This is a genomic window from Parvularcula dongshanensis (assembly GCF_014199615.1).
Classification (GTDB): Bacteria; Pseudomonadota; Alphaproteobacteria; order Caulobacterales; family Parvularculaceae; genus Parvularcula; species Parvularcula dongshanensis.
The window spans coordinates 167,802-193,550 of sequence record NZ_JACHOB010000005.1; the positions used below are offsets into that span (position 1 = coordinate 167,802).

18 protein-coding genes are annotated in these 25,749 nt (G+C 66.9%); 7 read left to right on the forward strand and 11 right to left on the reverse strand.

The features are described from left to right. The 7 genes from GGQ59_RS11775 to GGQ59_RS11805 all read right to left on the reverse strand — a co-directional run bounded on the left by GGQ59_RS11775 (window position 1) and on the right by GGQ59_RS11805 (window position 7,816). A complete protein-coding gene (locus GGQ59_RS11775; protein WP_183818834.1) occupies window positions 1-1,572 on the reverse strand; it encodes a DUF2066 domain-containing protein in 1,572 nt (523 codons plus the stop codon). A 27-nt stretch (window positions 1,573-1,599) separates the two neighbouring features. Beyond that, window positions 1,600-2,001, reverse strand: a complete 402-nt coding sequence (locus GGQ59_RS11780) for a hypothetical protein (RefSeq protein WP_183818836.1) — start codon at window positions 1,999-2,001, stop codon at window positions 1,600-1,602. Between the two features lie 535 nt (window positions 2,002-2,536). Further along, window positions 2,537-3,007: a DUF1622 domain-containing protein gene (locus tag GGQ59_RS11785; RefSeq protein ID WP_183818838.1), complete on the reverse strand. Its 471-nt coding sequence runs from the start codon at window positions 3,005-3,007 to the stop codon at window positions 2,537-2,539. After that, window positions 3,004-4,764 (reverse strand): DUF885 family protein, encoded by a 1,761-nt coding sequence (locus GGQ59_RS11790; protein ID WP_183818840.1) that lies wholly within the window; start codon window positions 4,762-4,764, stop codon window positions 3,004-3,006. Before GGQ59_RS11790 ends, GGQ59_RS11785 begins: the two co-directional genes overlap by 4 nt. 68 nt (window positions 4,765-4,832) lie before the next feature. Then, window positions 4,833-5,123, reverse strand: a complete 291-nt coding sequence (locus GGQ59_RS11795; protein ID WP_183818842.1) for a hypothetical protein — start codon at window positions 5,121-5,123, stop codon at window positions 4,833-4,835. A gap of 165 nt (window positions 5,124-5,288) precedes the next feature. Then, complete coding sequence (locus tag GGQ59_RS11800; protein WP_183818844.1) at window positions 5,289-6,761, reverse strand: glycosyltransferase family 39 protein; 1,473 nt, start codon at window positions 6,759-6,761, stop codon at window positions 5,289-5,291. Continuing rightward, window positions 6,758-7,816: a M48 family metallopeptidase gene (locus GGQ59_RS11805; RefSeq protein ID WP_183818846.1), complete on the reverse strand. Its 1,059-nt coding sequence runs from the start codon at window positions 7,814-7,816 to the stop codon at window positions 6,758-6,760. Before GGQ59_RS11805 ends, GGQ59_RS11800 begins: the two co-directional genes overlap by 4 nt. 54 nt (window positions 7,817-7,870) lie before the next feature. Between GGQ59_RS11805 and radA the strand changes: the two genes are divergently transcribed. The 5 genes from radA to purF all read left to right on the forward strand — a co-directional run bounded on the left by radA (window position 7,871) and on the right by purF (window position 15,081). After that, a complete protein-coding gene (gene radA / locus GGQ59_RS11810) occupies window positions 7,871-9,226 on the forward strand; it encodes a DNA repair protein RadA (RefSeq protein ID WP_183818848.1) in 1,356 nt (451 codons plus the stop codon). 289 nt (window positions 9,227-9,515) lie between these two features. Further along, entirely contained in the window at window positions 9,516-10,568 is a 1,053-nt protein-coding gene (locus GGQ59_RS11815) for an ABC transporter substrate-binding protein (protein WP_183818850.1), read from the forward strand. Then, window positions 10,565-12,853, forward strand: a complete 2,289-nt coding sequence (locus GGQ59_RS11820; RefSeq protein WP_183818852.1) for an ATP-binding protein — start codon at window positions 10,565-10,567, stop codon at window positions 12,851-12,853. The genes GGQ59_RS11815 and GGQ59_RS11820 overlap by 4 nt, the downstream gene beginning before the upstream one ends. 7 nt (window positions 12,854-12,860) lie before the next feature. After that, window positions 12,861-13,433, forward strand: a complete 573-nt coding sequence (locus tag GGQ59_RS11825; RefSeq protein ID WP_246408807.1) for a CvpA family protein — start codon at window positions 12,861-12,863, stop codon at window positions 13,431-13,433. Between the two features lie 85 nt (window positions 13,434-13,518). Next, window positions 13,519-15,081: an amidophosphoribosyltransferase gene (purF, locus tag GGQ59_RS11830; protein ID WP_246408773.1), complete on the forward strand. Its 1,563-nt coding sequence runs from the start codon at window positions 13,519-13,521 to the stop codon at window positions 15,079-15,081. A gap of 51 nt (window positions 15,082-15,132) precedes the next feature. On the opposite strand, the gene prfB is transcribed toward purF, so the two are convergent. From prfB to GGQ59_RS11850, 4 genes are all read right to left on the reverse strand, one after another. Continuing rightward, window positions 15,133-16,252, reverse strand: a protein-coding gene (gene prfB / locus GGQ59_RS11835; protein ID WP_183818856.1) for a peptide chain release factor 2 whose coding sequence is annotated in 2 segments (ribosomal slippage) — window positions 15,133-16,182 and window positions 16,184-16,252 — 1,119 coding nt in all. Because the reading frame shifts where the segments join, the coding sequence is not laid out codon by codon here. Window positions 16,253-16,322: 70 nt separating this feature from the next. Further along, window positions 16,323-16,679, reverse strand: a complete 357-nt coding sequence (locus GGQ59_RS11840) for a response regulator (RefSeq protein ID WP_183818858.1) — start codon at window positions 16,677-16,679, stop codon at window positions 16,323-16,325. A 2-nt stretch (window positions 16,680-16,681) separates the two neighbouring features. After that, window positions 16,682-19,321: a penicillin-binding protein 1A gene (locus GGQ59_RS11845; RefSeq protein WP_183818860.1), complete on the reverse strand. Its 2,640-nt coding sequence runs from the start codon at window positions 19,319-19,321 to the stop codon at window positions 16,682-16,684. 106 nt (window positions 19,322-19,427) lie between these two features. Further along, entirely contained in the window at window positions 19,428-20,708 is a 1,281-nt protein-coding gene (locus GGQ59_RS11850) for an N-acetylmuramoyl-L-alanine amidase family protein (RefSeq protein ID WP_183818862.1), read from the reverse strand. 590 nt (window positions 20,709-21,298) lie between these two features. On the opposite strand from GGQ59_RS11850, the gene GGQ59_RS15240 reads away from it, so the two are divergent. Both GGQ59_RS15240 and GGQ59_RS11860 read left to right on the forward strand, forming a co-directional pair. Further along, window positions 21,299-24,268 (forward strand): Rne/Rng family ribonuclease, encoded by a 2,970-nt coding sequence (locus tag GGQ59_RS15240; protein WP_183818864.1) that lies wholly within the window; start codon window positions 21,299-21,301, stop codon window positions 24,266-24,268. A 94-nt stretch (window positions 24,269-24,362) separates the two neighbouring features. Continuing rightward, the gene (locus GGQ59_RS11860; protein WP_183818866.1) at window positions 24,363-25,742 is read left to right on the forward strand and encodes a M48 family metalloprotease; all 1,380 of its coding nucleotides are present in this window, start codon (window positions 24,363-24,365) and stop codon (window positions 25,740-25,742) included. The last annotated feature ends 7 nt before the right edge of the window (window positions 25,743-25,749 follow it).

Sequence of the window (25,749 nt, forward strand, 5' to 3'; positions counted from 1 at the left end):
TCAATCACTACGCAGCAGGAGATCGTCGATTGAAAGCTCGTCCTCCTCTGTCTCCGTAGCTTCCTCCGGCTCGCCGTCCTGGAAGAAGCCGTCATCGCTCTCCTCCTCGTCCGAGCCTGGTTGCGGCGCCTGTTCGAGGAACGTGCCCCGCCCGGAGCCGTCCTCTTCGCCGCGGCGAGCCCTACCAACGTTCGGCTCGGCATCCGCGCGCTCCGGTGCGAACGGGTTCCGGAAGCCCCGTCGCTCGTTCGGGCTGCCAAGCTCCGGCTCGAGCGGCTCCTCGCTGGCCTGCAGGTCCTCGGCTCTTTCGGCCTCCGCGATGTTCCAGCCTGTCTCGCTCGGCCACACGGTCAGGTTCTCCTGCCGCATGGCGAGGATGAACTGCTGCTCGTCGCCGATCGCAGTGACGTCGATGACCGCGTTCTCGTTGTTGAAGACGCCGGTCTCCATCTGCCTCACGAGCGAAGTCCCTTCGAGGGCCGCGCGGATCTCCGCCCACTCTCCGAGGCCGCTGAACCAGGCCGTCAGCGGGAACTCCCGAGTGGCGGCATGGTCAACGAGCGTCCGGCTCTTCCAGTCGCTCGCATAGGCGGCCACCGTCCCTTCGACAGCCCGCTGCGCGAGGGCGGGGAAGTCGTCCCCCTTCCCGCGGAAGAACGCCTCGGCGAGGAAAGTGCCCGGTTCGTTGGCGCTGACGCGAACGGGCCCCGACGTGCCGAAGCCGCCCTGATCGTCGTAGAGTTCGGCAGCGGTGCCCGCATCGATGCGGCGGCGGTTCGATCCGCGGCCATCGAGGTAGGCGTCGATCAGCGTGACGGTCAGGCGAAACTGTCCGTCCTCCTCCGCGAGGTGACCGAGCGCGATCAACACTTGGGGCACCCGATAGCGTTCGGCGAGCGCAGCGAGGGGCTCCAGATTCAACCTTTGAGCCTCCAACGGCGTGATCGTGTCGACGTCGCGCGCATCGCCGCGCGGCAGGACGAGCGGGGTCAACTCGTTCTCGAGCGGGCGCGCAAGCCATGCGCGCGCCCACGGGTTCTTCGCCTCCCAAAGGTACAGACCCTTCTCGGTCTCGAGCAGCGGCAGGACGAGCGCCTTGCGGCTCTGCGCTTCGGAGTACGGCAGGTGGGCGCTCGACAGGAGGTTGCGCACGGCGTCCGGTTTGAACCGGTAAGTGATCGACGCACGGTAGGTCGTGCGGGAGGACTTCTCGTCGAAGACGGCGAAGCTCTGCTCGAGGGCGGGAAGCTGTGAGGCGTCGAGGGCGACGGGCTGCTTCACGTCCATGCTGAAGCTGCCGTCGTCCTGCATGACGGGCTCGGCGTCGCCCGCTGGCGGGGCCTCCGAGGCGGACAGCTGAGGCAGGTAGACCCAGTCCTCCTCGGCTGTCAGGCGGCGAAGCAGCAGGTCCATTGCGATCCGGCGCCCCTGCTCCTGTGCCTGCGCCTGCGCGGCGGCGCCGTCCTTCGCCTCGGCGTAAACGGGAACACGGGGGACGGTGAAGATCTCGGTCTGGGCAGCGGCGGGAGAGACACCGAGGACCAGAAACAAGGTGAGGATCGCGATGCGCATGACCTGCCCTTTCTCAGGGACGACGGCCTAGCAGGAGGCGCCGCCCCCGTGAACCGAGCATCGACCCGTGGCGATACGACGGCGGCGCCCTAACGCGGTGGCCGCGATGCCTGTGGCGAAGAGGACGCCAGCGGGCGGGACCGGTACGGCAGCATCGACGAGCGGCGGCGTTGCCGGACGGGGGCCGGCCTGCCCGCCCCCACCAACGCCGCCCAAGAAACCGCTTGGCGACGCGGCGGCGAAGACCGGGCTTACGGGCAGACCGAACGAGGTACTCGGTCCCGCTGCCTTCGCCGCCGTGCCCTGAACCGGTCCTGCGGAGAGTTCGAAGGCAGGCGCCTCGCCGGCCTCGAACGCCGCCGCCGTGGCGACGACCGTATCCCTGACCAAATCCGCGACGGAAGGTACCGCGTACGTCTCCCCGGCCATGGCAGGAGCCTCCGAGGCGATGTTCGTCTCCTCGCCGTTCGACGTCGGAGAAACGACAGCCCTTTCGCTGGCGACCCTCGGCCGGAGACCTTCCCGGACGGTCAGGCCAGCGAGAGGATCAGACGAGCCGTGCTGGCGCTCCGCATCGCTGGGCAGGCTACCGGTCATGCCGAAAAGGCGGCCTGAAAACGGCAGAACGAGCAGCGATGTAGACAACACCACCAACGCGACTGCGATGAGGGTGAACCTGACCAATGCACTCTCCTAACCGAACGTTAAAACGTTCAACTGCAAAGGGAGCGCCGTCAACGCCGGTCACAACTTTCGGCGCTGTACTTGGTCTGTATTTTTCCCCAATCAGGTGTTTTGGTAAGGAATGTTAACAGCTATGCGTGCATTCGTTAACGAATCCATTCCGTTATTCGGGAAGGATCGCGCCGCGCAACACGTCCCGGTTGCGCCGAGGGCGACTTCGACGGCACGGGCGTCCCGCAGCCTGTTCCATGGCGGGACGCCGTCGTCATCCGCGGCCTGCCTACTCCGCGCTAGGCGACATAGACTTGGCGGTTTCCGCCGCGCCGGGCCTGTCGGATTCCCGAAGCTCGGCCAGCTCCCTGCCCAGGAAGTAGCTGATCAGCGTGCGAACGCTCGCGACGATCGCGAGCGCGACCAGGTCCTGAAGCGTGCGGTTGACGATGGTGAACAGGATGTCCGCCACGATGAGAAACTCCAGCCCGGCGAGGATGTACGCGCCCAGCCGCAGGCGCGCGGCCTGGAGGGCGCGTGAAAGGTGCTCTCGCCGGCTGAGCCCCATCGTCACGACGATGAGGAGGAAGCGCGCCGCACCGATCAGCAGGATCACCGCCGCCACGAACTCGACGACGAAGGAGGCCTGCTCGATCAGCGTTTCCACCACGGCGCGAACACCCCCCGCCTCGGCTGCCTCGGCCGCACGTGCAGCCGTCGTGACATCGGCGCGCCCGCCGAGCTCCTGAAGCCAACTCATCGGGCGCGCTGCTCCTCGATCCAAGCGGCGATCCGCGTTTCGAGGATAGAGAGCGGCACCGCGCCGTCCGCGAGAACGGCGTCGTGGAAGCGGCGGAGGTCGAAGTCCTCGCCGAGCGCTGCTTCCGCCCTGGCACGCAGTTCCTTCATCTTCATCTCACCGGTCTTGTAGGCAAGCGCCTGCCCCGGCCAAGTGATGTAGCGGTCGACCTCGGTCTCGATGTTGTTCATCGAGAGGCCCGAGTTCTCCGCCATGAAGTCGATCGCCTGCTGACGGGTCCAGCCCTTGGCATGCATGCCGGTGTCGACGACGAGGCGGCAGGCGCGCCACATCTCGTAGGAGAGCTGGCCGAACTTGGTGTACGGCGTCTCGTAGAAGCCGACCTCTTCGCCGAGGCTCTCGGCGTAAAGACCCCATCCCTCGACGAAGGCGGTGAAGCCGCCGTAACGGCGGAAGGGCGGCATATCGAGCTCTTGGGCCAGGGCGATCTGCAGGTGGTGGCCAGGCACCGCCTCGTGCAGCGTCAACGCCTCGAGTTCGTGCAGGGGCCGCGTGTCGAGCTTGGTCAGGTTGACCCAGTAAGTGCCGGACCGGCTGCCGTCCCCTGCCGGCCGCGAGTAGTAGGCCGTCGTCGTCTTCTCGGCGATGTCCTCGGGGATCGGCTTGATGTCGTAGGGCATGCGCGGCAGCCGGGTGAACAGCTTGACGAGCTGTCCATCCATCTTCTTGGCGATGACGCTCGCCGCGGCGATGCGCTCCTCGGGCGACTTCGGATAGAAGCGCGGCTCGGTGCGCAAGTACGTCTGGAAGTCTGCGAGGCTGTCATAGCCCTCGGCCGCGGCGATCTCCTCCATCTGGGCGCGGATTCGGGCTACCTCGGCGAGGCCGGTCCGATGAACGGTCTCCGCGTCCGTATCGGTCGTGGTGAACATCCGCACCCGGTGTTCGTAGTACTCCTGGCCTTGCGGCAAGGAAGAGATGCCGACCTCTTCGCGGCAGTTCGGTTGATATTCCAGGTTATAGAAGGCTTCGAAGCGGCGGAGCGCGGGAACGGCGGCGGTTGCGACGATCTCAGCGGCTTCGCTCTTCATTGCGCCGAAGCGGGCCTCGGGGATCGCGGCGGGACGCTTCTCGAAGGGCGCCATGAAGATCGAGTCGGCCGGATCGTCCACGACGTGGACGTTTATCGAGTCCTCAAAGCCCGCCATCGGCTCGCAAGGCTGGGTCCAACCCGTCTCGATGCTTTCTTGAAGGGTTTGGGTCGCGGCGGCGAGGTAGTCGGGGGCGGCGCGCAGGCGGGCAAGATAGCTCTCGTAGTCCGCCACCGTGCGGAACGGTAGCCGGTCCGGCAGACCGGTCAGATCGAGGTGTGGCCCGCCCCGGTTCGTCAACAGCATGGCGCGCGCCGGGTATCGCGCTTCCTCGACCTCACCTTCGAGGTCCAGGACGAGGAGATCCCGGTTGAGACGGTCTTCTTCGGCGAGGCCGTCATCGGGGAGCGCACGAAGTCTCGCCAGCAGGTCGGTCCTGGCCCGGGCCCCCTGCTCTATCGCCGGCAAAGAAGGATCGCCGAGGCGGTCATCGTAGTCGCGCACGCCGAGCGTGGTGGCGAAGACCGGGTTCTCGGAAAGGACGAGCGCCCAATGCTCGTCCAGGAGCGCTTGTAGTGCGGCGCTGCCGTTTCGCGGTGCTGCCGCTTCGTCGTTGGTGGTCGCGCAGGCGCCGAGCGCCAGAAGTCCAAGGATTGCCCGCTTCACTCTCGTCGCCCCGCTACTACCGTCCGAGGCAGGCTAGCGGCGGGCGGCTGGTGTTGCGAGCGGCGGGGTCAGACAGTGGCGAGGACGGCCTTGCGCGAACGCACCCACTCGCGGGCCTGGCGCTGCGCCTCAGCGACTTCGCGGTGGTTCATCTCGAGCGTCAGCTGCTGACGATAGACGCGAGCCTGATCGTTGCCTTCGAGCGCGGCGAGGTTGAACCACTTGTGCGCCGTAACGAGGCAGGGCGAGGCGCCTTCGAGCGGCGTCGAGGCTTCGAGGCCGCGGCGGTACATCTCTTCAGAGGTGAGAACCATCTTCTCGGCCTCGGCGAGGACGGTGTGGTCGAGGGACACGGACATCGTTCACATTCCTTACTGTTCTGGTTACAGGCGGCGCCTGTGCGATTAACCTTGAGACGATGATGACCACGCGCTCATGAACATGAAGTAAAACGGACTTTTACTGTTCAGTGACCTCTCGTTTTCCTTGTTTTAACCTGTGGAAACCGGTTCGGTAAGGTTCGGTTAAGGACGCCCGGGCGTGCAAAACTGTGTGTAGAGCCGTCCGGTAAGTGGCGTGACGCCCCATCGCGTACGGCGCCAACCGTCCGGTTTCAAAGGGTGTCGCCAAGGCGCATCGACGTAGATCGTATGCGGATCGTCATAGGCGAAGGCGAAGACGTCCTCTAGCGGCACGCCGCCGACCGTGTCCTCGGACCACACGTAGTAGCAAGGGCGCGACAGTTCGTCGGTCGGGTTGATGAACGGCAGAAGGTTGAGGCTCCGCACCTTCGCGTCGGGAAAGGCGGCGACGAGGTTACCGGCCGTGTTCTCCTCGCGTGAGAGGTAGACGCTGCCGGAAGGCGTCGCTTCGGCCAGCTTCGCCTCCAACGCCTCGTAAGGCGTGAACCGGCGGCAGTCCTCGCAGAAGGGCGGCCCCGGGAAGGCGAACTCGGCTAGGCGGATCGCGAGAACGAGGACAGTGAAGCCTGCCGAGGCCGTAAGGTATGGGCTCAGGCGACGGGGAGCCTTCAAGAGGCGGACCGTCCAGGCGAGGTAGGCGGGCAGAAGGGCCGGAATGACGTAGCGCTCGGAAACGCTGCCGACGCCGAAGGCGACGCCGAGGCCGATGAGTCCAATCGCGATCAGGGAGGTGCGGACGAGGATCCGGCTCTCGAACGTCGCTTCGGCATGCCCGCGCCGCCAGAACGGAACGGCGATGAGCGCCCAGGGCAGAAAGAAGCTCACGCAGGCGATGACGAGCTGCTCGGCCCCTTCCCCCAACCGTTCAAGCCGCGTGCCCGCAAGGCCGAGCGAGCCCTCGAGCGTGGCACTGTAGGCGGTGCCGCGCTCGAGCAGCCAAAGCGCGTGAGGGAGGAGGAAGGGCATCGCCGCCAGCGGGACGAGCAGGACGGCAGGCTTCAGGAGCCGGCCTCTCGCCTCGGGCAGCGTCAAGCCGGCGACGAGGAAGGGCACGGCGAAGAGGATGTAGTTGTACTTGGTCATCAAGCCGACGCCCAGCGCCGCGCCGAAGACCGCAAAGTCGGAAGCCCTGCCCCGCCGCGCGAGGACGAGACCCGACCACATTCCTCCGCATACGGCCGTGAGGAGCAGGGCGGAATGGGTGAAGGCCTGATGGTAGTTCCAGCCGACCTGATAGAGGAGCACCATGCCCATTGCCGCCCCGAACGAGACCTCTCGCGAGGCGAAGCGGCGCGCGGCGAGGTAGAGGAAGCCGGCCGCCGCCGCGAGCGCGGCGTACTTCAGGACGAGGAAGGAATAGATGCCGCCCCCGGCCAGCGGGTGCAGGAGCTTGATCAGCCATTCGAAGAGCGGCGGGTTGTCGGCCTGATAGCCCCACTGCCAGACCTGCGTGAACAGATTCGTCTTGGCGTCGTCCATATCGAGGCGCGTGCCGGAGAGAAGACGCACGATCGCGTTGAGAACGCCGTAGAGCGCCGAGACGAGAAGGGTGAGCCCGAGACCGGCCCGCTTCACCTCTTGAGCTCCGGCACGAGCGGATCACCCGCCGCGCGCTTCTCCTCGATCTCTTCTATCGTGGCACGCAGGCGGGCCAGGCGTTCGGGCACGAGCGGATGGGTCGAGCGTATGGTAAGGCTCTTCGGCGCTTCCGTGCCGAAAAGCTCGAAGGCGGCGGCCGCCGCTTCGAGATCGCCGCCCGCCCGGGCGTGCATGTACAGCCCGACATAGTCCGCCTCCGCCTCGAAGTCCTCCGTCCACGGCACGACGAGGCGCAGAGCGCGGCCTGCGTAGGATCGGTCCGGCTCGGCCCCGACGAGGCCGAGCGCGCGATCGATCAAGCCGCCCAGCGTGTAAAGGGCCGGGGCGAGCACCGCGCCGCCAGTGACGACCGAGTTGCGGATGTACGCGGCCTTATGCCCGAGCGCGACGTGAGCGAGTTCGTGCGCGATGACCGAGCGGAGCGCCTCGTCACCCAGCGACCGTACGAGGCCGGTGTAGATGGTGACGCCGTCGATGGCGTGAGCATTCAGTTCCTGACTGGTACCGATCTTCACTGGTACGTCGCAGGCTTCGGTTCCGCCGAACGTATAGGTCCGCCCGTCGGCCACGATCGTCGCCTCGCCTCGCTCTTTGAGGGCGGAAGAGATCAACTTCGCCGCTTCTTCGGGATCACCCACCGGCTCCCCTTCGACAGCGTCGATCATCATGCCCGAGACGAGGGCGGCTGCCTCCGCCGGACTTCCGGCGTTGACGTGGACGAGGCGCAGGCCCTCCTCGACGCCCATGACCGCGAGCGCCGCCTCTTCCATCCCGCCGGCCATCTCTGCGAGCAGCTTTCGGTCCGCGAGGACGAGCCCCGCTCTCACGCTCGCATCGGGGCACAAGGCGGCGTTCGCGGTTAGGACCGGCCAAGCGAGGTCGTAGACGCGCGCGCGACGGGCGAGCGCGAGGTCGTAGGCTTCGCGCGTCACTCGCGCGGCTTCGCTCTGCGTCAGCTCTTCGTCGAGGCCCGGCACGGCGTAGCGCGGCGTCGCGCACGCGAACAGAAACAGAACAAAAAGGATGCGCAAGCCCCGACCCATCGCTACATGCTAAGGCCCGACAGCGATTCCTGGAACCCGCGCATGGCCCGACCCAGCGAAACCTACGTCTGCCAGTCCTGCGGCGCCGTCTACTCGAAGTGGATGGGACGCTGCGAGGCGTGCGGCCAGTGGAACACGATCGAGTTGGAGCAGGACAGCGCGCCGCCCGGCCCCGCGAAGGGAGCGGCGAAGGGCGGCAAGTCGTTGCGCCTGGACGGCCTCGACGGCGAGACGCCGGCGGAGAAGCGCCTCGCCACCGGAAACGGCGAGTTCGACCGCGCGGTCGGCGGTGGGCTCGTTCCGGGCTCCGCGCTCCTCGTCGGCGGCGATCCGGGCGTCGGCAAGTCCACTCTCCTCCTCCAGGTCACGGCTGGCCTCGCTCGGGGCGGGGTCAGGACGGCCTACATCTCGGGCGAAGAAGCGACGGCGCAGATTCGGATGCGGGCGAAGCGGCTCGGCCTGCAGAAGTCGCCGGTCGGGCTCGCCGCGGGGACGAGCCTCCGGGACATCCTCGCGACCCTGAAGGCGGAGAAGCCGCAGGTCGTGGTGATCGACTCCATCCAGACGCTCTGGACCGACACCATCCCCGCCGCACCCGGCACGGTCACGCAGGTCCGGGCCTGCGCGCAGGAACTCGTTCGCTTCGCGAAGAACGTGAACTGCGTGCTGATCCTCGTCGGGCACGTGACCAAAGACGGGCAGATCGCGGGGCCACGGGTGGTCGAACACCTCGTCGACGCCGTCCTCTACTTCGAGAGCGAGGCTGGGCGGTCGTTCCGGATCTTGCGCGCGGTCAAGAACCGCTTCGGTGCGGCGCACGAGATCGGCGTCTTCGAGATGACGAGCGACGGCTTGCGGGAGGTGACGAACCCTTCCGAACTGTTCCTGTCCGAAACCGAAGCGGACGTCTCCGGCTCGGCCGTCTTCGCCGGCATCGAGGGTACGCGCCCCGTCTTGTGCGAGGTGCAGGCCCTCGTAAGCCCTTCGACGCTCGGGGCACCGCGCCGTGCGGTCGTCGGCTGGGACTCGGCGCGCTTAAGCCAGCTTCTCGCCGTCCTCGACGCGCGCTGCGGGTTGGATTTCGGACGGCACGACGTCTTCTTGAACGTCGCAGGCGGCCTCAAGATCACCGAGCCCGCCGCCGACCTCGCGGCGGCGTCCGCCCTGGTCTCCTCTCTCTTCGACGCCCCCCTGCCCCAGAAGACCGTGGTCTTCGGCGAGGTCGGGCTATCGGGAGCCGTTCGGCCCGTCCCGCAGATGGAGGCCCGCGCCGCGGAGGCCCGCAAGCTCGGCTTCAAGGGTCTGATGGCGCCGCGCGGGGTCGAGGGCGGCAAGCTCGGCGTCGCGAACTTCGAGACGCTGGCGGACGCCGTCGTATGGCTCAAGCGAATGGCCTGATGTCACTGCCGATCTAGTTGGTTCAGGGATCCTTGCCCCTCTTTCGCCGTATTTGAGTATTTGCCGAGGGCAAACTTAACTAATCTGCGCTACCCGCAACCTCCGAGGCAGAACAAGAAGACGATCCGCGGAGGGGCAGATGGGCCGGGGTAGATTGGTACGGTCTGACGGGAAGGTAGACCGTAGACGAGCAGCGGAGACCGTCCGCACTTCGATCGCGGCGAGCCTTGTTTGCTTCCGTCCGGGTCGCAAAGCGGTCACCGGGCTCCTCGCCGTCGCAGCCGCCCTCATGGCGCCTGCCGCGGCGCAGGATCGCCCGGTCGTCGCTCTGTTCGTCGTCGAGAACGTGCCCGGCGATCCGTGGGCGCACGGCCTGGGCCGCATCGGCGATTCCGTGTCTGCGGAGCTCGGCCTCGACTTCGAACTCGTCCTCTCGGGACGCGGCCGCCACGAAGCCAGCCAGTCGATGCATGACCGCCTTCAGTCCGCAGCACGTTTGGATTATGCCATCGTCGTCAACGACAGAGGCGTCGCGGCCCCTGCCCTCGAAGAGTTCGACGAGGCCGGTGTTAAGACGGTTCTCTTCAATGCACCGCTGACGAAGGAAGAAGAGGCAGCGCTCGGCGCGCCGGGCACGAAGTTGCCGACCTGGATCGCGGAAATCATACCCGACGACGAACGGGCGGGCTACGACCTCGCCAAGCTACTGATCTCGCAAGCCCGGGCTAAAAAGCCCGAAGGCGAGCTTCGTGTTGCGGGTTTTGCAGGCTCCTATCTCAGTACGGTCTCCAACGCCCGAACGGCCGGATTGCAGCGCGCGGTCGCGGAGAGCCCAGACGTAGAGCTGGTTCAGATCGTCGCTGCCCGTTGGCTGCCAGAGGTCGCAGCGGAGAAGTTCTCGCTGCTGACCGACCGCTACGGGCGGATCGACATCGTCTGGGCCGCCAATGACGGAATGGCCCTAGGCGTCCGGCACGCCGCATCGGCTGCGAAGCAGAACGTGCTGATCGGCGGGATCAATTGGAGCGACGACGCCCAGGAAGCGATCCGACGCGGTGAGCTTGCCGTCGCGATGGGCGGTCACGAGTACGACCTCGCCTACGCGCTCGGTTTGATCGCAGAAGACGCGCGGGGAGTCCAATCGACGGCCACGCGATCACGCACGGTACTGGTACCGATGACTGCCGAGACGATCGACGATCTGACGCTCTTCATGGACGAGGCGTTGAGCGACCAAAACCGAGCGGCCTTGACGCAGGCCACCATGGCGGAAGTGCAAGCGTCGAACGACGTGCCCTTCTCGATCGGACGCCTTCAGAAACGGATGGAGATCGCACCGTGACGGGCTTTCTCGACCGTTACCAATCGAAGCTTGGCATCCGCGTCGTAGTCCCCTCTCTGTTAGCGATCGCGTTGATCGTCGGCATCACCGCGATCGTCAACATTCAAGTGCGCCAGCGGGCGCTTACCACGCAATTCGCGGGCGACCGGACGTTCCTGACGCAGACGACCGCGCACTCCGCTTCGGTGCCCCTTTACGAGTTCGACGTCGATATCCTCGAAGGCTCGGTCCAGGCCCTTCTCAACCACCCCGCCGTCGAGGGGGTGAGGATCGCCGACTTCACCGGGAAGCCGATCATCCGGCACGGAACGATCGACGATGCCGCAGGGCACTACGTCGAGACCGCCGACATCCTGGCGCCGGACGGTGCAGTCATCGGCCAGTTGACCGTGACCTTCACCGACGGCGCGATCAGGCAAGAGCTGTCGGACGCAGCACGGACCTTCGCCGTCGAGATCGTGGTTCTCCTTTGCCTCTTGTCGGCCGTCGTCGTCTGGGCCGTCCGTTCGATCGTCGGACCGGTCAGAGAGTTGGAGAAAGCCGTGCGCTCGCACGACGGCCGGCAATGGTCGATCGACGTTCCCGGCATCGCACGGAAGGACGAGTTCGGGTCCCTCGCTCGCAGCTTCGCGGGCATGGCCGACCAGCTTCGTGGCCTCGTCACGGCGCTCGAGGCCCGTGTGGAGGAGCGAACTCGCGACCTGACCGAGGCGACGCAGAAGGCCGAGGCGGCAAGCCGCGCCAAGTCCGAGTTCCTGGCGACGATGAGCCATGAGATCCGCACACCAATGAACGGTGTCCTGGGCATGTCTGAGATGTTGCTCGAAACGCCGCTCGACGAGCGTCAGCGACTGTTCGGCGAGACTATCCGTTCCTCCGGCCTCGCTCTTCTGGACGTCATCAACGACATACTGGATTTCTCAAAGGTCGAGTCGGGCAAGCTCGAGGTCGAGGCCGCTCCGTTCGATTTGCAAGAAGCCGTCGAGGACGTGGCCACGCTGCTGAGCGTGCCGGCGCGGGAGAAAGGGATCGACCTTCTGGTGCGTTGCGCGCCCGACCTGCCGCAGCGCGTCGTCGGCGACGCCGGGCGGGTTCGGCAGATCGTCACCAACCTCCTCGGCAACGCGATCAAGTTCACCGAGTCCGGACACGTCCTGGTCGAAGTTTCGAGCGTCGTCGACGAGGAAACGGCGAATTGTGTCGTCGAGGTCGTCGACACCGGGATCGGCATTCCAGAAGATCAGCAGCGGCGCATCTTCGAGGCCTTCACTCAGGCCGAACAGTCGACGACGCGCAAGTTCGGCGGCACCGGGCTCGGGCTCAGCATCACGCGCAAGCTCGTCGAGCTGATGGGCGGCACCGTGGGCGTGACTTCGAATCTGAATGTCGGTTCGCGCTTCCGCGTCGTACTGCCGCTGCCGGTGGCGCCTGCCGATGCGCACACGACGTCGAACGAGGCCTTCCTCGAAGGCCTCGACGTCGCGCTCCTCACCAATTCTCCTGAACGTCGCGAGATCCTAGCAGAGCGCTTGAGTAGTTGGGGCGCTCGCGTCGAGCAGTACTCGGAGCAGCCCGACGGGAGCGTCGATGCCGACCTTCTCGTTCTATGGGCCGACGGGCAAGAGAGCGGTTTGCGTCAACTTAAGGCGGTCAGAGCGGCCCAAGGCGATCGCTCGACCCGCGTTCTCATCCTCACGACCGATGGGGGCGCGGGCTCTGCCCCGCTTCGCGAAGCGGGGGCGTCGAGTGTGCTGTTCCGGCCGGTGCGGACCAAGACGCTACGCCAAGAGTTGCAGCGGCTCCTGAAGAGTGCCCCGGCCGGGGCGCCCCGGCCGGTGTCGGCTGACGCCGCGCCCGACACTGTAGCCGTACCGTGCAAACACGCCCGTGTGCTCGTCGCAGAAGATAACGAGGTGAACCGTCTCGTCCTCGCCAGCCTCATCGATCGCGAGCGCTACGACCTGGTCTTCGCGGAGAATGGGCAGATCGCCTTCGAGACGTTCAAGATGGACCGGTTCGACGCCGTTCTGATGGACATATCGATGCCGATCATGGACGGCTACCAGGCGACCGCCAGCATACGACGCTTCGAGCGGGACAACGGCCTGTCACGAACGCCGGTCATCTGCCTGACGGCGCACGCCATGGCCGACCAGAAGGACGCCTGCCTGCGTGCGGAGATGGACGACTACCTCTCAAAGCCGATCAGGCGGCAAGACCTGCTCGCTCTGCTGGAGATGTGGACGGGAGAGAAGGACGAGGAGCGAACGGCGCTGAGCGCTTGAAGCCGTGATGGTCTTGGCGGTGATGACCCCGCCGATCGGCTCTGCTAGCCCCGAGCTTCGGGAACGGAACGCCGCCTTGACGCTCTACGACCTCTTCATCCTCGGCGTCCTCGTCATGTCGATCGGCTTCGGCTGGATCCGCGGCGTGCTGCGCGAAGGCGTGACGCTGATCGCGATCGCGGGCGGGGCCCTTCTCGTCTGGGCCTTCGCCACGCGGAGCGTTCGCATCCTCGGGGGAAGCCTACCGGTGTCGGTCGTCGTGATCCTCGTCCTCTTCACCCTGGGATTCCTGACCGTTACCCTCGCGCTGGAGATCATCCTGCGGCGCTTCGGCTCGGTCCATCCGAGCGGTATGGATCGGTTGACGGGCGCCGTCTTCGGCGCGCTTCGCGGCTGGTTTCTCGTCGGGCTGACGACGCTAGGCGTCCTCGCCTATTACGACCGGAACGACCTGCCCGCCTTCCTTTCCGAGGCGGCCTTCGGCGACCTCGCCACGTCGACCGCGGACACGCTAGGCGCGCTTGGGATTGACGGGCGCGCACCCGAGGCCGAATCGGAGGATGAACTCACACCCCTCTGAATGGTCCTCCGGGAGGTTTCGGAATGATAATGCGTGCTTCGCCGTTCGCGTCCATACCTCACGCCCCCAGCACGGAGCTCTGCCCATGACAGCGCGAACCGCGACGCCCCGGACCGACATGGCCCGCCCCCGCCCGTCCGAGGCAGCCGCCCGTTTCCTGCGGCGCGAGGCCCGCGCGGCCGCTAGGCAGTTCGCCGTTCCCCGGGCGCTGAACGAGGAGTGCGGGGTCTTCGGCATCATCGGCGCACCGGACGACGACGCGGGGGTGAAGGTCGCGCTCGGTCTGCACGCGCTCCAGCACCGCGGGCAAGAAGCGTGCGGCATCACGACCTATGACGGCGAGCGCTTCTACTCCGACAAGAAGCTGGGACTCGTCGCTCACGGCTTCACCGACGCTTCGACCTTGGACAAGCTTCGGGGTTCGGCCGGGATCGGGCACACGCGCTACTCGACGACTGGCGGGTCGGAGATGCGCAACGTCCAGCCACTCTACGCCGACCTGGACCGGGGCGGCTTGGCGGTCGCGCATAACGGCAATCTGACCAACGCCCATACGCTTCGAGCCGACCTCATTCGCAAGGGCTCGATCTTCCACACGACCTCCGACTCCGAGCTCTTCGTGCAGCTCGCCGCGCTGTCACGCGGGATGTCGATGGTCGACAAGGTCACCGACAGCTTGCATTCGGTCGAAGGCGCGTATGCGCTGACGGTTCTCACCCAAGATGCCCTCCTCGGCGTGCGCGACCCCAAGGGCATTCGTCCCCTCGTGCTCGGCAAGCTCGGCGACGCGCCGGTCCTCGCTTCGGAGTCTTGTGCGTTCGACCTGATCGGCGCCGAGTTCGTTCGTGACGTCGAGCCGGGGGAGATGGTCATCTGCCGAGCCGACGGCACGGTCGAAAGCCGCCACATCTTCGCTCAGCGGCGGGCCCGCCCCTGCATTTTCGAGCTGATCTACTTCGCGCGGCCGAACAGCTTCATCGACGGCGAGAGCGTTTACGACCTTCGCAAACGCCTCGGACGGAAGCTCGCCGAGGAGAGCCCCAGCGGAGCGGATCTCGTCGCGCCGATCCCGGACTCCGGCGTGCCCGCAGCGATCGGCTACGCGCAACGTTCCGGGCTTCCCTACGAGATGGCGTTGATCCGCAGCCACTACTCCGGCCGGACCTTCATCGAGCCGTCGCAGCAGATCCGGGAAGCCGGAGTGGCGCGCAAGCACTCCGCCAACACCGGTGTCGTGGCCGGCAAGCGCGTCGTCCTGATCGACGACAGCCTCGTGCGCGGTACCACCAGCCGGAAGATCACCTCGATGCTCCGCGAGGCGGGCGCACGCGAGGTGCACTTCCGCATCGCATGCCCGCCCATCGTCTACCCCGACTTCTACGGCATCGACACGCCCAGCCAGCAAGAACTGATGGCCGCGAACCATTCGATCGACGAGATGTGCGAGATGATCGGCGCGGACAGCCTCGCCTTCTTGTCGCTCGACGGGCTGTACACCGCGCTCGGCAAGGGACCGCGCTCCTCGCAGGAGCCCGCCTTCACCGATCACTGCTTCACCGGCGACTACCCGACGGCCCTGACCGATCAGGATGCGCTCTCGCGTTCCGCCAAGATCGAGCAGCTGAGCCTTCTTCGCGAGACGAGTTGATCGCGGGTCCGTCGGGCGGAGCGGACTGGTCCGTTCCGCCCGGTGGCGGAGCTACTCCTCCGCGCTCTTCTCGCCGCCGACTCGCTGCGCGAGCGCGGCTGCCATGAAGGGGTCGAGATCGCCGTCGAGGACGTTGTCCGGACTCGGACTCTCGACGCCCGTCCTGAGGTCCTTGACCATCTGGTAGGGCTGCAGGACGTAAGATCGGATCTGGTGGCCCCAGCCGATGTCGGTCTTGCTGGCCGCCTCGGCGTTCGCCGCCTCCTCGCGCCGCTGCAGTTCCTGCTCGTAGAGCCGCGCGCGGAGCATGTTCCAGGCGGTCGCGCGGTTCTTGTGCTGCGAGCGTTCGGACTGGCACTGAACGACGATGCCGGTCGGGATGTGGGTGATCCTGACGGCGCTGTCGGTCGTGTTGACGTGCTGTCCGCCAGCGCCGGACGCGCGGTAGGTGTCGATGCGGCAGTCGCTCTCGTTCACCTCGACCTCGATCGCGTCGTCGACCACCGGGTAGACCCAGACGCTGGCGAAGCTCGTGTGGCGCTTGGCGTTCGAATCGAACGGGCTGATCCGGACGAGGCGGTGAACCCCGCTCTCGGTCTTGAGCCAGCCATAGGCGTTCTCGCCTTTGACGAGGACGGTCGCGGATTTGATGCCCGCCTCCTCGCCCGCGGACTCCTCGATGACCTCGGCCTTGTAGCCGTGCTGCTGCGCCCAGCGGACGTACATCCGCAGGAGCATCCCGGCCCAGTCGTTCGACTCCGTGCCGCCGGCGCCCGAGTTGACCTGTAGGTAGGTATCATTGGCGTCGGCCTCGCCGGAGAGGAGCGCTTCAAGCTCCGCTGCCTGCGCACGGATGCGCAGGTCGGTCAGCGAAGCCTGGATCTCGTCGAGCGCACCGCCGTCGCCCTCCGCGTCGGCCATCTCGGCGAGCTCGAGGTTGTCCGACAGCTCGGTGTCGATGCCGGTGAGCGCGGTGATCGCGTTCTCGAGCTTGGTCCGCTCGCGCATCAGCTTTTGCGCTTCATCGGGGTCGTCCCAGAGCGAGGGGTCCTCTGCGAGGTCGTTCAGCTCGGCGAGGCGGGTGTTGGCGACGTCCCAGTCAAAGACGCCTCCTCAGCAGGGACAGCGATTGCCTCACCTGCTCAGCTTCGTGGTTGATCTCGGCGCGCAAGACGCGTCCTCCGTCTGTCTAAGAAGGCGTGAGGTAGAAGGCCGACGGCGACGCCGCAAGCCGTTCGGCATCAACCGTTCGGTTGGCGGAGAACCTCGGCGAGGGCGTCCTGCGGCACGGGTTTGGGCAGCACGGTGACGCCGAGACTGTCGAGCCGCGCGTTCCGTTCGTCGTAACCGCTGGCGACCACGGCTCGGCCGCCCCGGCCGACCCAGTCCTGAACCAAAGGTACGCTACTGATACCGTCGAGGTTGAGGTCGAAGACGACGAGATCGTAGGTCCCGTCCGTGAGCTTCGCACGCGCGGTGTCGAAGTCGCCCGCGATCTCGACGCTACGGGCACCGACATCGTAGAGGGCATCTTCGAGCCCCATGGCGATCAGCATGTCGTCCTCGATCACGAGGATCGATGGTCCCTCCCCCGGCATGATCAGTATATTCCCCCAAGATCGTCGGTAATGCTCTCGTCGCCGCGGCCCTGATCGGCGAGGCTCGCCCCGCTGTCGAAGCGCCGGTCACCATATATATCGTCCTCGGCCTTGAAGGCTTCAAGGATGACGTTCGTTTCGCCCGGTTGCGCCGGACGGCCGGTCCGGGCGTTCACCCGAACGAGCCGAATGCCCGACGGGGCGCGGAAGGGCACGACCGTCTCTCCCTCGAGCGCGTCGGCCATGAAGCGTCCGAAGATCGGCGCGGAGACGATGCCGCCGCCCTCGCCCTCGCCCATCGTCGCGGGCGTGTCGAAGCCGACATAGATACCCACGGCCAGGTCGGGGCTGAACCCGACGAACCACGCATCGCGGTAGTCGTCGGTCGTCCCCGTCTTGCCGGCGAGCGGCACGTTGCGGTCGACATAGTTGTTCACCCGAGTGCCGGTGCCGCGGTCGATGACGCCCTCCATGATGGATACCATCTGATAGGCCGTACGCGGATCGATCACCTGCTTGCGGTCGTCCGCCAGAAGGGGTTCCGGCTGATCGTCCCACTCCTCGACGTTGCACGCTTCGCAGTGGCGCTCGTCGCGAGCGTAGACGGTGTGACCGTAACGGTCCTGGACCCGGTCGATCAAAACCGGATCGATTGCCTTCCCGCCGTTGACGAACTGCGCGTAGGCCGTCGTCAAGCGCATCAGCGTCGTCTCACCGGCGCCGAGCGAGATCGCGAGCTCGCGCGGCAGCTGATCGGAGACGCCGAAGCGTTCGGCGACGTCGATGATGCGGCCGATGCCGAGATCTTGCGCCAAGCGGGCCGTCATCGTGTTGCGCGACTTCTCGATGCCGAGCCGCAGGGTCGACTCGCCGTAGAAGCGGCCGGCCACGTAGTTGCCCGGCTTCCACCACTCGCCATTGAGACCCGGCGCCACGAAGGGCGCGTCCAGGACGATCGAGGACGGCGTGTAGCCCGCTTCGAGGGCGGCAGCGTAGACGAAGGGCTTGAAGGTCGAGCCGGGCTGGCGCCAAGCCTGGGTCGCCCGGTTGAACTCGGAAAGGCCGAAGCTGTAGCCACCGACCATGGCGAGGACGCGCCCCGTGTGCGGATCGATGGCGACGATGCCGCCGTTCACGCCGGGCACCTGCCGCAGGGAGAGCGTCACCTTGCCCGCCGTCTCCGTCGGCAGGACGTAGACCACGTCGCCTTCGGATAGAACGTCCGTCACCGCCGTCAGCATGGGGCCGCGTGCGTTCGGCCCGGCATACTCCCGCGCCCAATGATCGCCCTCGTCCGGGCAACTCTCGCAGCGAGTAAGATCCGAGAGCGGAAGCGTGCCGGTACGGCCGTCCGGCAACCCTATCCGAGCGGCATCGCGGCCGGCTTCGAGCACCACACCCACTTCCCACGGCGCGAGGTCGTCCGAGGCCTTCCAGTTCTCGTAGAGGTCCGAACGCGCTTCGTTCAGAGCCTGTTGCCAGACGAAGGGTGGTTGTTCCTCGCCGGTCTGCTCGGCGTGCTCTCCGAGGTTCGCAGGCAGATCGATCGTTGTCAGCGGCCCCCGCCAACCGTGGCGCCGGTCATAGTCCTCGAGCCCCGCACGCAGCGCGCGTTGCGCGGCGTCCTGAAGGCGCGGATCCAAGGTCGCGCGGATCGACAGCCCCTCGTCGTAGAGCGCTTCGACGCCATAACGGCTTGCGATCCGCCGCCGCACATCCTCCGCGAAGTACTCGGAGTCCGACGACCGCGCCCCTAGGGGCGGCGAGATATGCGCACCGAGCGGTGCCGCCTGGTACTCCTCGACTTCCGCCTCGCTGAGGTAGCCGTTCTCACCCATCTGTCCGAGGATCCAGTTGCGCCTCGCGATCGCGCGGTCCGCCTGCCGGACCGGATGGTAGTTCGACGGCGCCTTCGGCAGCGTTGCGAGGTAGGCCGCCTCGGCGGGATTCAGCTCGTCGAGCGGCTTGTCGAAGTAGTTCAGCGCCCCTGCCGCGACGCCGTAAGAGCGGTTCCCGAGGTAGATCTCGTTCAAGTAAAGTTCGAGGATCTGGTCCTTGGTGAAGGCCCGCTCCATGCGCCGCGCGATCAGTGCCTCTTTGACCTTCCGCTCGATTTTGCGGTCGGAGGTCAGAAGGAAGACCTTTGCGACCTGCTGCGTGATGGTCGATGCGCCGACGACCCTTTGCCCCTGAATGACCCGCGGCAGGTTCGACTTGACGAAGGCGAGCGGGTCGATGCCGGAATGTTCGTAGAAGTTCTTGTCCTCGGCCGACATGAAAGCCTGCTTCACCACGTCCGGGATCGCCTCGGCAGGCACGAAGAGGCGCCGCTCCCGTGCGAACTCGGCGACGAGGCTACCGTCGCCTCCGTGTACGCGCGTGGTCACGGCGGGTTCGTAGTCGGCGAGGACTTCGTAGTCCGGCACGTCGAGCTTGCTGATGTAGGACCAGGCGTAGAACCCGGCGCCGACCGCAGCGATCACGCCGAGGATGCACAAGACGCCGAAGATGCGCAGCGCCAGCCGCAGCTTGCTCTTCTTCTTGCGCGGCGCGCGCTGCGGTTCGTCGTAGAGGGGCTCTGCCGCGAAGAGGTCTTCTTCGGGCTCGTCATACGCCCTTCGGCGCGAATCAGTGATCGTCATGCTCCGCCCCTGCGTGTGCGATTACTCTTGCCCGGATGCCCCCGAGCGACAACCAAGCTTTCGGTTAGGAATGCTGGTCCGGAAAGATGGCGAGAGGACGGCCCCCTCACCCCCCCGAGACGGCGCTGATGGCCTGCGCCGCCATCCGTTCGCCGAAGTAGTCGTCGATACCGTCCGCCACAGCGCCCATCGCCATCCGTCGCCAGCGCGGCGAGCGAAGGTTTCCTTCGTCTTCGGGGTTCGAGATGAATGCCATCTCAACGAGGACCGCCGGCACGTCCGCGGCAAGGAGCACCTTCAGGCTCGCCTTGCGATGAGTGTTGTTGATCATCGGGACGGAGCCCGAGAGCGAGGACACGAGTGCTCCTGCGAGGCGTCCCGACTCGTTCTGGGTCGCTTCGTTGGCGAGGTCGAAGAGGATCGCCCCGACGTCGCGCTCGTCCTCGGCTAGCGACACGTCGTAGAGAGAGAAGTTTCCCGCGTCCTTCGCCTCCGCTGCGAAGCGAGCGGAACGCTTCTCGGAGAGGGTGTAGACGGACGCACCGCGCAAGGAGTGATCTTCGTGCGCGTCCGCATGCAGCGACAAGAAGAGTTCCGCACCGGAGCGCCGCGCCATCTCGATCCGCTGCTCGTGCTCGACGTAGGAGTCGTCCTCCCGGGTCAGGATCACCTCGTAGCCGCGGGCCGTCAGGATGGTGCGCAGGGTCTTCGCAGCTTCCAGCGTCGCCATCTCCTCGGCGTATCCCGAAGGCCCTGCTGCGCCAGGGTCGAAGCCGCCGTGGCCAGGGTCGATCACGACGAGCTTGGCGGTGCGGCGGAGCGGGGCGTCCGTCTCGGCGACGGCCGCCGGCGTCTCCTCGCTCGCCGGCTTGATGCTGGGTGCGGGGACCAGATCGGCAAGCTCGGTAGGCGTGTCCGCAGCCCGGGGCGTCGGGGCGGGAGCGGCGCTCGCCTCCGCAAAGGTTTCCGGCGAGACGCCTCCGAGATCGATGACCAGTCGGTAGTGATCGACGCCGCCCGCGGGGGGTAGGACGAAGCTGTCCACCGGCAAGGCGGGGCCGCCCAGGTTAAGGGTCAGCATGCCGCCTTCGGCTGCGTAGGAAGCGACAATGCCGAGGCCTTCGCCCTTCGCATCTTCGTAGGTCGCACCGTCCACCGCGATGCGGATGCGTTCGCCCGTTTGCGGCGTTACGGTGAAATGCGGGCGCGCATCCATGTCGAGCACGACCCGCGTGCGGCCCTGCGCGTCCACACCGAGGCGAACGTCTTCGATCGTCGGCGTCGTCATCGCCTCCTCGGCAGCCGCAAGCAGCGCCCACAGGCCGGCGACGAGCGGCGCGGCGACGAGCGCCGGCTTGTACGTCAGAAGCCGAACGGCCCAGCCCATGGATATCTCCTCTGCCCTTTGCCCGTCGTCAGATGCCAAAGGCGGGCGCAAGTGGGAAGCACCGGTTTGGCGCGGCGTCGTTAAGGACGTGTTAACCCGGCGCAACCGACTTCACGTCCCGTTCACCCTGCCGGTCCATGAAGGCTTGCGAACTATCGCCTTGCGCCCGACATGCCGGGCGTATCGGCTGCCGCTACGGCGTTCGCCGGCCCTTACGCGCCGCGCCTCTCGCTTGAGGCGAGCGCCGGTTTCGGGCAGAACGTGAACTTGAGGCCGGCACGCAGCGAAGCGAGACCGGTCGTCGATCCGGCCGCTCCGCCGGTCGGCCCGGCACGGACAAGGCGCTTCGAAGGCGCCTCCCCCCGGACCTGAGGAGCGCAATCGGGCGCGACGCGCCCCGCGACCCATCCGCCTGCAAGGGCGCCGCCCTTCGGGGCAAGAATTGGAAACCGAGCCTGTGGTGCTTGCCGCCCTCTCCCTTCTCCTGATGACCGCGAGCTCCGGCGCGCGGCAGGGAACGGACTCCGCGCGGCCCCACACCACCGCTCCTTCGCCCGGCAGCGCGAGCGCGCGCCGGGAAGCGAGATATCATGTCAAAGAAGATGCTGATCGACGCGAGCCACCCGGAGGAGACTCGCGTCTCCGTCCTGTCGGGCGGCAAGGTCGAGGACTTCGACTTCGAGTCGCTGTCCCGCAGGCCGCTTAGAGGGAACATCTACCTCGCCCGGATCACCCGGGTCGAACCGAGCCTCCAGGCCGCCTTCGTCGAGTATGGCGGCAACCGCCACGGCTTCCTCGCCTTCAGCGAGATCCATCCCGACTACTACCAGATCCCGGTGTCCGACCGCGAAGTGCTTCGCAAGGCCGAAGCGATCGAGGCTGAGCTCGCCGAGAAGCTCGCGGCTCTGTCCGGTGACGAGGAGCCCGACGCTCTAGAGCTCGACGAGGATGACGACGACATCCGCGCCTTCAGCGACGATGCCGACGCGGAGGTCGATGATGACGACGACGACGACGAGCCCGCCGAGGAAGAGGAAGAGGAAGAAGAACGAGAGGCCGAACACGGCGGCGACGCCGGCACGCCCGTAAAGGCCGAGGACGCACCGGCCGACTATGCCGGTGAGGAGTCGGCGGAAGACGCAGGCTGGCACGCGATCGAGGAAGAGGAGATCGCCGGCCTGCCCAAGGAAGAGGCGAGCCACTCCCCGGGTCCCGAGGCCGACGAGCCCGCAGCCCCGGCGCAGAGCAAGGGCGCGTCTACCGGAACGAGCGAGACCGAGGCGCTTCGTACGGAAGATGCGCGGGTCTCAACACCCGCCGATCAGGACGAAGACGCCGAGGCGAAGGCCGAAGACGGCGACGAGACCGATCAGAAGTCCGAGGGCGGCGAAGATGGCGACGCCCGTCCCCGCCGCCGCCGCCGCCGCGGCGGCCGAGGACGCCGTCGGCGCGGCAGCAATGCGGAGGACACCGACTCGGAAGACGAGGACGAGGGCGAGACGGTCGCCCGTCACGTCGCCGAGGACGAGGAGGACGCCCCCGAATCGGCGCCGTCCGGCCGCAAGAGCGGCTCGTCCAACCCTCGCACGCAGGAGATCGCCGACCTCGAGCGCCGCTACGAAGAAGCCAAGCGCGAGCGCGCCCGCCTGCTGCGCAACTACCGCATCCAGGAAGTCATCAAGCGCCGCCAGATCATGCTGGTCCAGGCGGTCAAGGAAGAGCGCGGCAACAAGGGCGCCGCGCTGACGACTTACCTGTCGCTCGCCGGCCGCTACGGCGTCCTGATGCCGAACACGGCGCGCGGCGGCGGCGTCAGCCGCAAGATCACCAACGCCGCCGACCGCAAGCGCCTTCGCAAGGCGATGAGCGAGCTCGACATCCCGTCCGGCCAGGGCCTCATCATCCGCACGGCCGGGGCGAAGCGGACCAAGGCCGAGATCAAGCGCGACTACGACTACCTGTCGCGCCTGTGGGACACGATCCGCGAGACGACCATGCGATCGGTCGCGCCGTGCCTGATCTACGAAGAGGCGAGCCTCATCAAGCGGGCCATCCGGGACCTCTACGACAAGGATACGGGCGAGATCCTGGTCCAGGGCGAAGAGGGCTACCGCGAGGCCAAGGACTTCATGAAGATGCTCATGCCGTCCCACGCTCGGAACGTGCAGCCCTATCGCGAAGAGGTTCCCCTCTTCCTCAAATACCACGTCGAGCAGCAGATCGACGAGATGTACTCCCCGACGGTGAAGCTGAAGTCGGGCGGCTACCTCGTCATTCAGCAGACCGAGGCCTTGGTCTCGATCGACGTGAACTCGGGCAAGTCCACGAAGGAGCGCAACGTCGAGGCGACGGCGCTCAAGACCAACCTCGAGGCCGCGGAGGAAGTGGCGCGTCAGTGCAAGCTGCGCGACCTCGCGGGGCTTGTCGTGATCGACTTCATCGACATGGACGAGGGCAAGAACAACCGCGCCGTCGAGAAGAAGCTCAAGGACGCGATGAAGACCGACCGGGCACGCATTCAGCTCGGCTCGATCTCGAACTTCGGCCTGCTGGAGTTCTCCCGCCAACGCCGCCGCTCCGGCATCGTGGACGGTACGACCCGCCAATGTCCCCTCTGCGAGGGCGCGGGCGCGATCCGCTCGGTCGAGATGGCGGCACTGCGCATCCTCCGCTCGGTCGAAGAAGAGGCGATCAAGGGCAAGGCTGGCGTCATCACCGTGCAGACGGCGATGGACGTGGCGCTCTACGTCCTCAACCAGAAGCGTGACTGGCTGAACCGGATCGAAGGGACCTACGGTCTGTCGGTCGAGGTGACGGGTGATCCGCACAAGAACGGCGACCAGTTCGAGATCACGACGCGCGGCGAGCCGCGCACGCCGCAGAGCCTCCGCCAGGCTCCGCGCGCGGAGCTCGAGACGCTGGACGACGACGAACCGGCGAAGGCCGACAGCGATGACGGCCCCGCAGAGGTCGCTGGGAAGGTCGAGAAGGCCGAAGCCGAAGCCGAAGCGAACGACGACAGCGACGAGGCGCAAGAGCGCAATAAGAAGCGTCGACGCCGCGGCCGTCGTGGCGGTCGTCGCAACCGGCGCAGCGAAGACGGTGGCCAGGACGAGGACGGATCCTCGGCGGCGTCCGGTGACGACAAAGGCGAGACCCCAGACACGCCGTCCGCCAACCGGCCGAAGGACGCCGAACAGCCCGTCCTCGCCGAGCAGGACGATGAAACGAAGGTCGAGGCAGCGACACCGCAGAGCGCAACCCAACCGGTGCAAGACGAGGCGACGGACGACGAGCCTTCGAAACCGGAAGAGGTGACGAGCGGCGAGGCCGAGTCGTCCGACACGACCTCGGAAGAGGATGCCGGGTCCGTCTCTTCCGAAGACGCGGAACAGACGCCTGATAGCGCGCCTGCCGCCGAGCCGGTCGCGGCACCCGAGCGTGAAGGTCAGTCCGCGCCGGAACCGGACACCGCGAAGAGCCCGCGCGTCGTCCGGGAGGACACCAAGCCCGAGGGTCCGAAGCGTGGCGGATGGTGGCAACGCGCGCTCGGCCGGTAAAGATCGGGGCAAGGCGACCGCCTTGCCCCTTTCTCACCTTGCGATGGCCCGGGCCCTGCTAGCCTGGGCCATGAGTGACCGAGCGGGGGCCCGCATGCACCGACGACGACCCATTCGCAGCGCCATCCTGAGCGCCTTCGGCGCGCTCGCCTGCGCGGGCGCTCTGCTTGCACAGGCAAGCGCGCAGACCCTGCTGCGCGATGCGGAGATCGAGGAGTGGCTCGAGGAGTACACCGAGCCGCTCGTCGAGGCGGCCGGCCTCGCGCCCGGCAGCGTCGACATCTACATCCTCGGCGACTCGTCGCTGAACGCCTTCGTGGCGGGCGGCTCGAACATGTTCGTGCATACCGGACTCATCACGACCGCTGACACGCCGAACCAGATCGAAGGCGTCCTCGCGCACGAGACCGGCCACATCGCCGGTGCTCACCTCGCGCGCGGCGCGGAGGCCATGGCGCAGGCCGGACGTCCCGCTATGCTGAGCCTCGTCCTCGGCGCGGCGTTGATCGCGGCGGGCGCGCCGCCCGAAGCGGGCATGGCCGCGGTCGGCCTCGGCCAGACCGTGGGCGTGAGCAACTACCTCGCCTACAGCCGAGGTCAGGAGTCGGCGGCCGACCAGGCCGGCCTCTCCTACCTCGACCGGGTCGGCCACTCCGGCGAGGGCCTGATCGAGACCTTCGACAAGCTCGGCAACCGTCAGCTGCTCAGCTCGCGGGCGATCGATCCTTACATGCAGACCCACCCCCTCAGCCGGGACCGCGTCGCTCGCCTTCGGGACCGCGCATCGCAGATGGCCCACTGGGAGGTGAGGGACACGCCGGAGGAGATTGAACGCCTGCAGATGATTCAGGGCAAGATCAACGGCTTCATGGACGCCCCCTACACGACCCTACGCCGCTATCCCTTGTCGGATCAGAGCGCACCGGCCCGCTATGCACGCGCCGTCGCCTACTACCGGATGTCGGACCTCGATAAGGCGTCGACGGAGATCGATCGGTTGATCGAGGAGCAGCCGGAGAACCCCTACTTTGCCGAGCTCAAAGGCCAGATGCTGTTCGAACACGGAAAGATCGCCGACTCGATCGCGCCTCACCGACGCTCGACCGAACTCGCGCCCGATGAGCCTCTTCTGAAGATCAACCTCGCCCGGGCCCTCGTGGCGATGGACGACCAGAAGGACGTCGAGGAGGCGGTCGGCATCCTGGGAGTGGCGCTGCAGATGGAGTCGGACAACAGCTTCGCTTGGACAGAGCTCGCCCGCGCGCAAGCTCGTCTGGGCCGGGAGGCGCTCGCGAGCCTCGCTCAAGCCGAGGCGTTCTTCTCGGCCGGCGACCTTCCCTCGGCGCACCGCTTCGCGAGCCGCGCCAGCGATAAGCTCGAAGCCGGTACGCCGGAGCATCAGCAAGCCCTCGACATCATGAATGCCAGCGAGGACGCCGCCCGCAAAGCACGGCGCAGCCGCGGTCGCGGCTAGAGAGGAA

What these genes read in the sequence shown, in the direction of transcription:
- GGQ59_RS11860 (WP_183818866.1), top strand. Translation starts at nt 24,363, where the DNA reads ATGCACCGACGACGACCCATTCGCAGCGCCATCCTGAGCGCCTTCGGC.
- purF (WP_246408773.1), top strand. Translation starts at nt 13,519, where the DNA reads ATGACAGCGCGAACCGCGACGCCCCGGACCGACATGGCCCGCCCCCGC.
- GGQ59_RS11780 (WP_183818836.1), bottom strand. Translation starts at nt 2,001, where the DNA reads ATGGCCGGGGAGACGTACGCGGTACCTTCCGTCGCGGATTTGGTCAGG.
- GGQ59_RS11825 (WP_246408807.1), top strand. Translation starts at nt 12,861, where the DNA reads ATGGTCTTGGCGGTGATGACCCCGCCGATCGGCTCTGCTAGCCCCGAG.
- GGQ59_RS11785 (WP_183818838.1), bottom strand. Translation starts at nt 3,007, where the DNA reads ATGAGTTGGCTTCAGGAGCTCGGCGGGCGCGCCGATGTCACGACGGCT.
- GGQ59_RS11845 (WP_183818860.1), bottom strand. Translation starts at nt 19,321, where the DNA reads ATGACGATCACTGATTCGCGCCGAAGGGCGTATGACGAGCCCGAAGAA.
- GGQ59_RS11840 (WP_183818858.1), bottom strand. Translation starts at nt 16,679, where the DNA reads ATGCCGGGGGAGGGACCATCGATCCTCGTGATCGAGGACGACATGCTG.
- GGQ59_RS11850 (WP_183818862.1), bottom strand. Translation starts at nt 20,708, where the DNA reads ATGGGCTGGGCCGTTCGGCTTCTGACGTACAAGCCGGCGCTCGTCGCC.
- GGQ59_RS11795 (WP_183818842.1), bottom strand. Translation starts at nt 5,123, where the DNA reads ATGTCCGTGTCCCTCGACCACACCGTCCTCGCCGAGGCCGAGAAGATG.
- GGQ59_RS11815 (WP_183818850.1), top strand. Translation starts at nt 9,516, where the DNA reads ATGGCGCCTGCCGCGGCGCAGGATCGCCCGGTCGTCGCTCTGTTCGTC.
- GGQ59_RS11775 (WP_183818834.1), bottom strand. Translation starts at nt 1,572, where the DNA reads ATGCGCATCGCGATCCTCACCTTGTTTCTGGTCCTCGGTGTCTCTCCC.
- radA (WP_183818848.1), top strand. Translation starts at nt 7,871, where the DNA reads ATGGCCCGACCCAGCGAAACCTACGTCTGCCAGTCCTGCGGCGCCGTC.
- GGQ59_RS15240 (WP_183818864.1), top strand. Translation starts at nt 21,299, where the DNA reads ATGTCAAAGAAGATGCTGATCGACGCGAGCCACCCGGAGGAGACTCGC.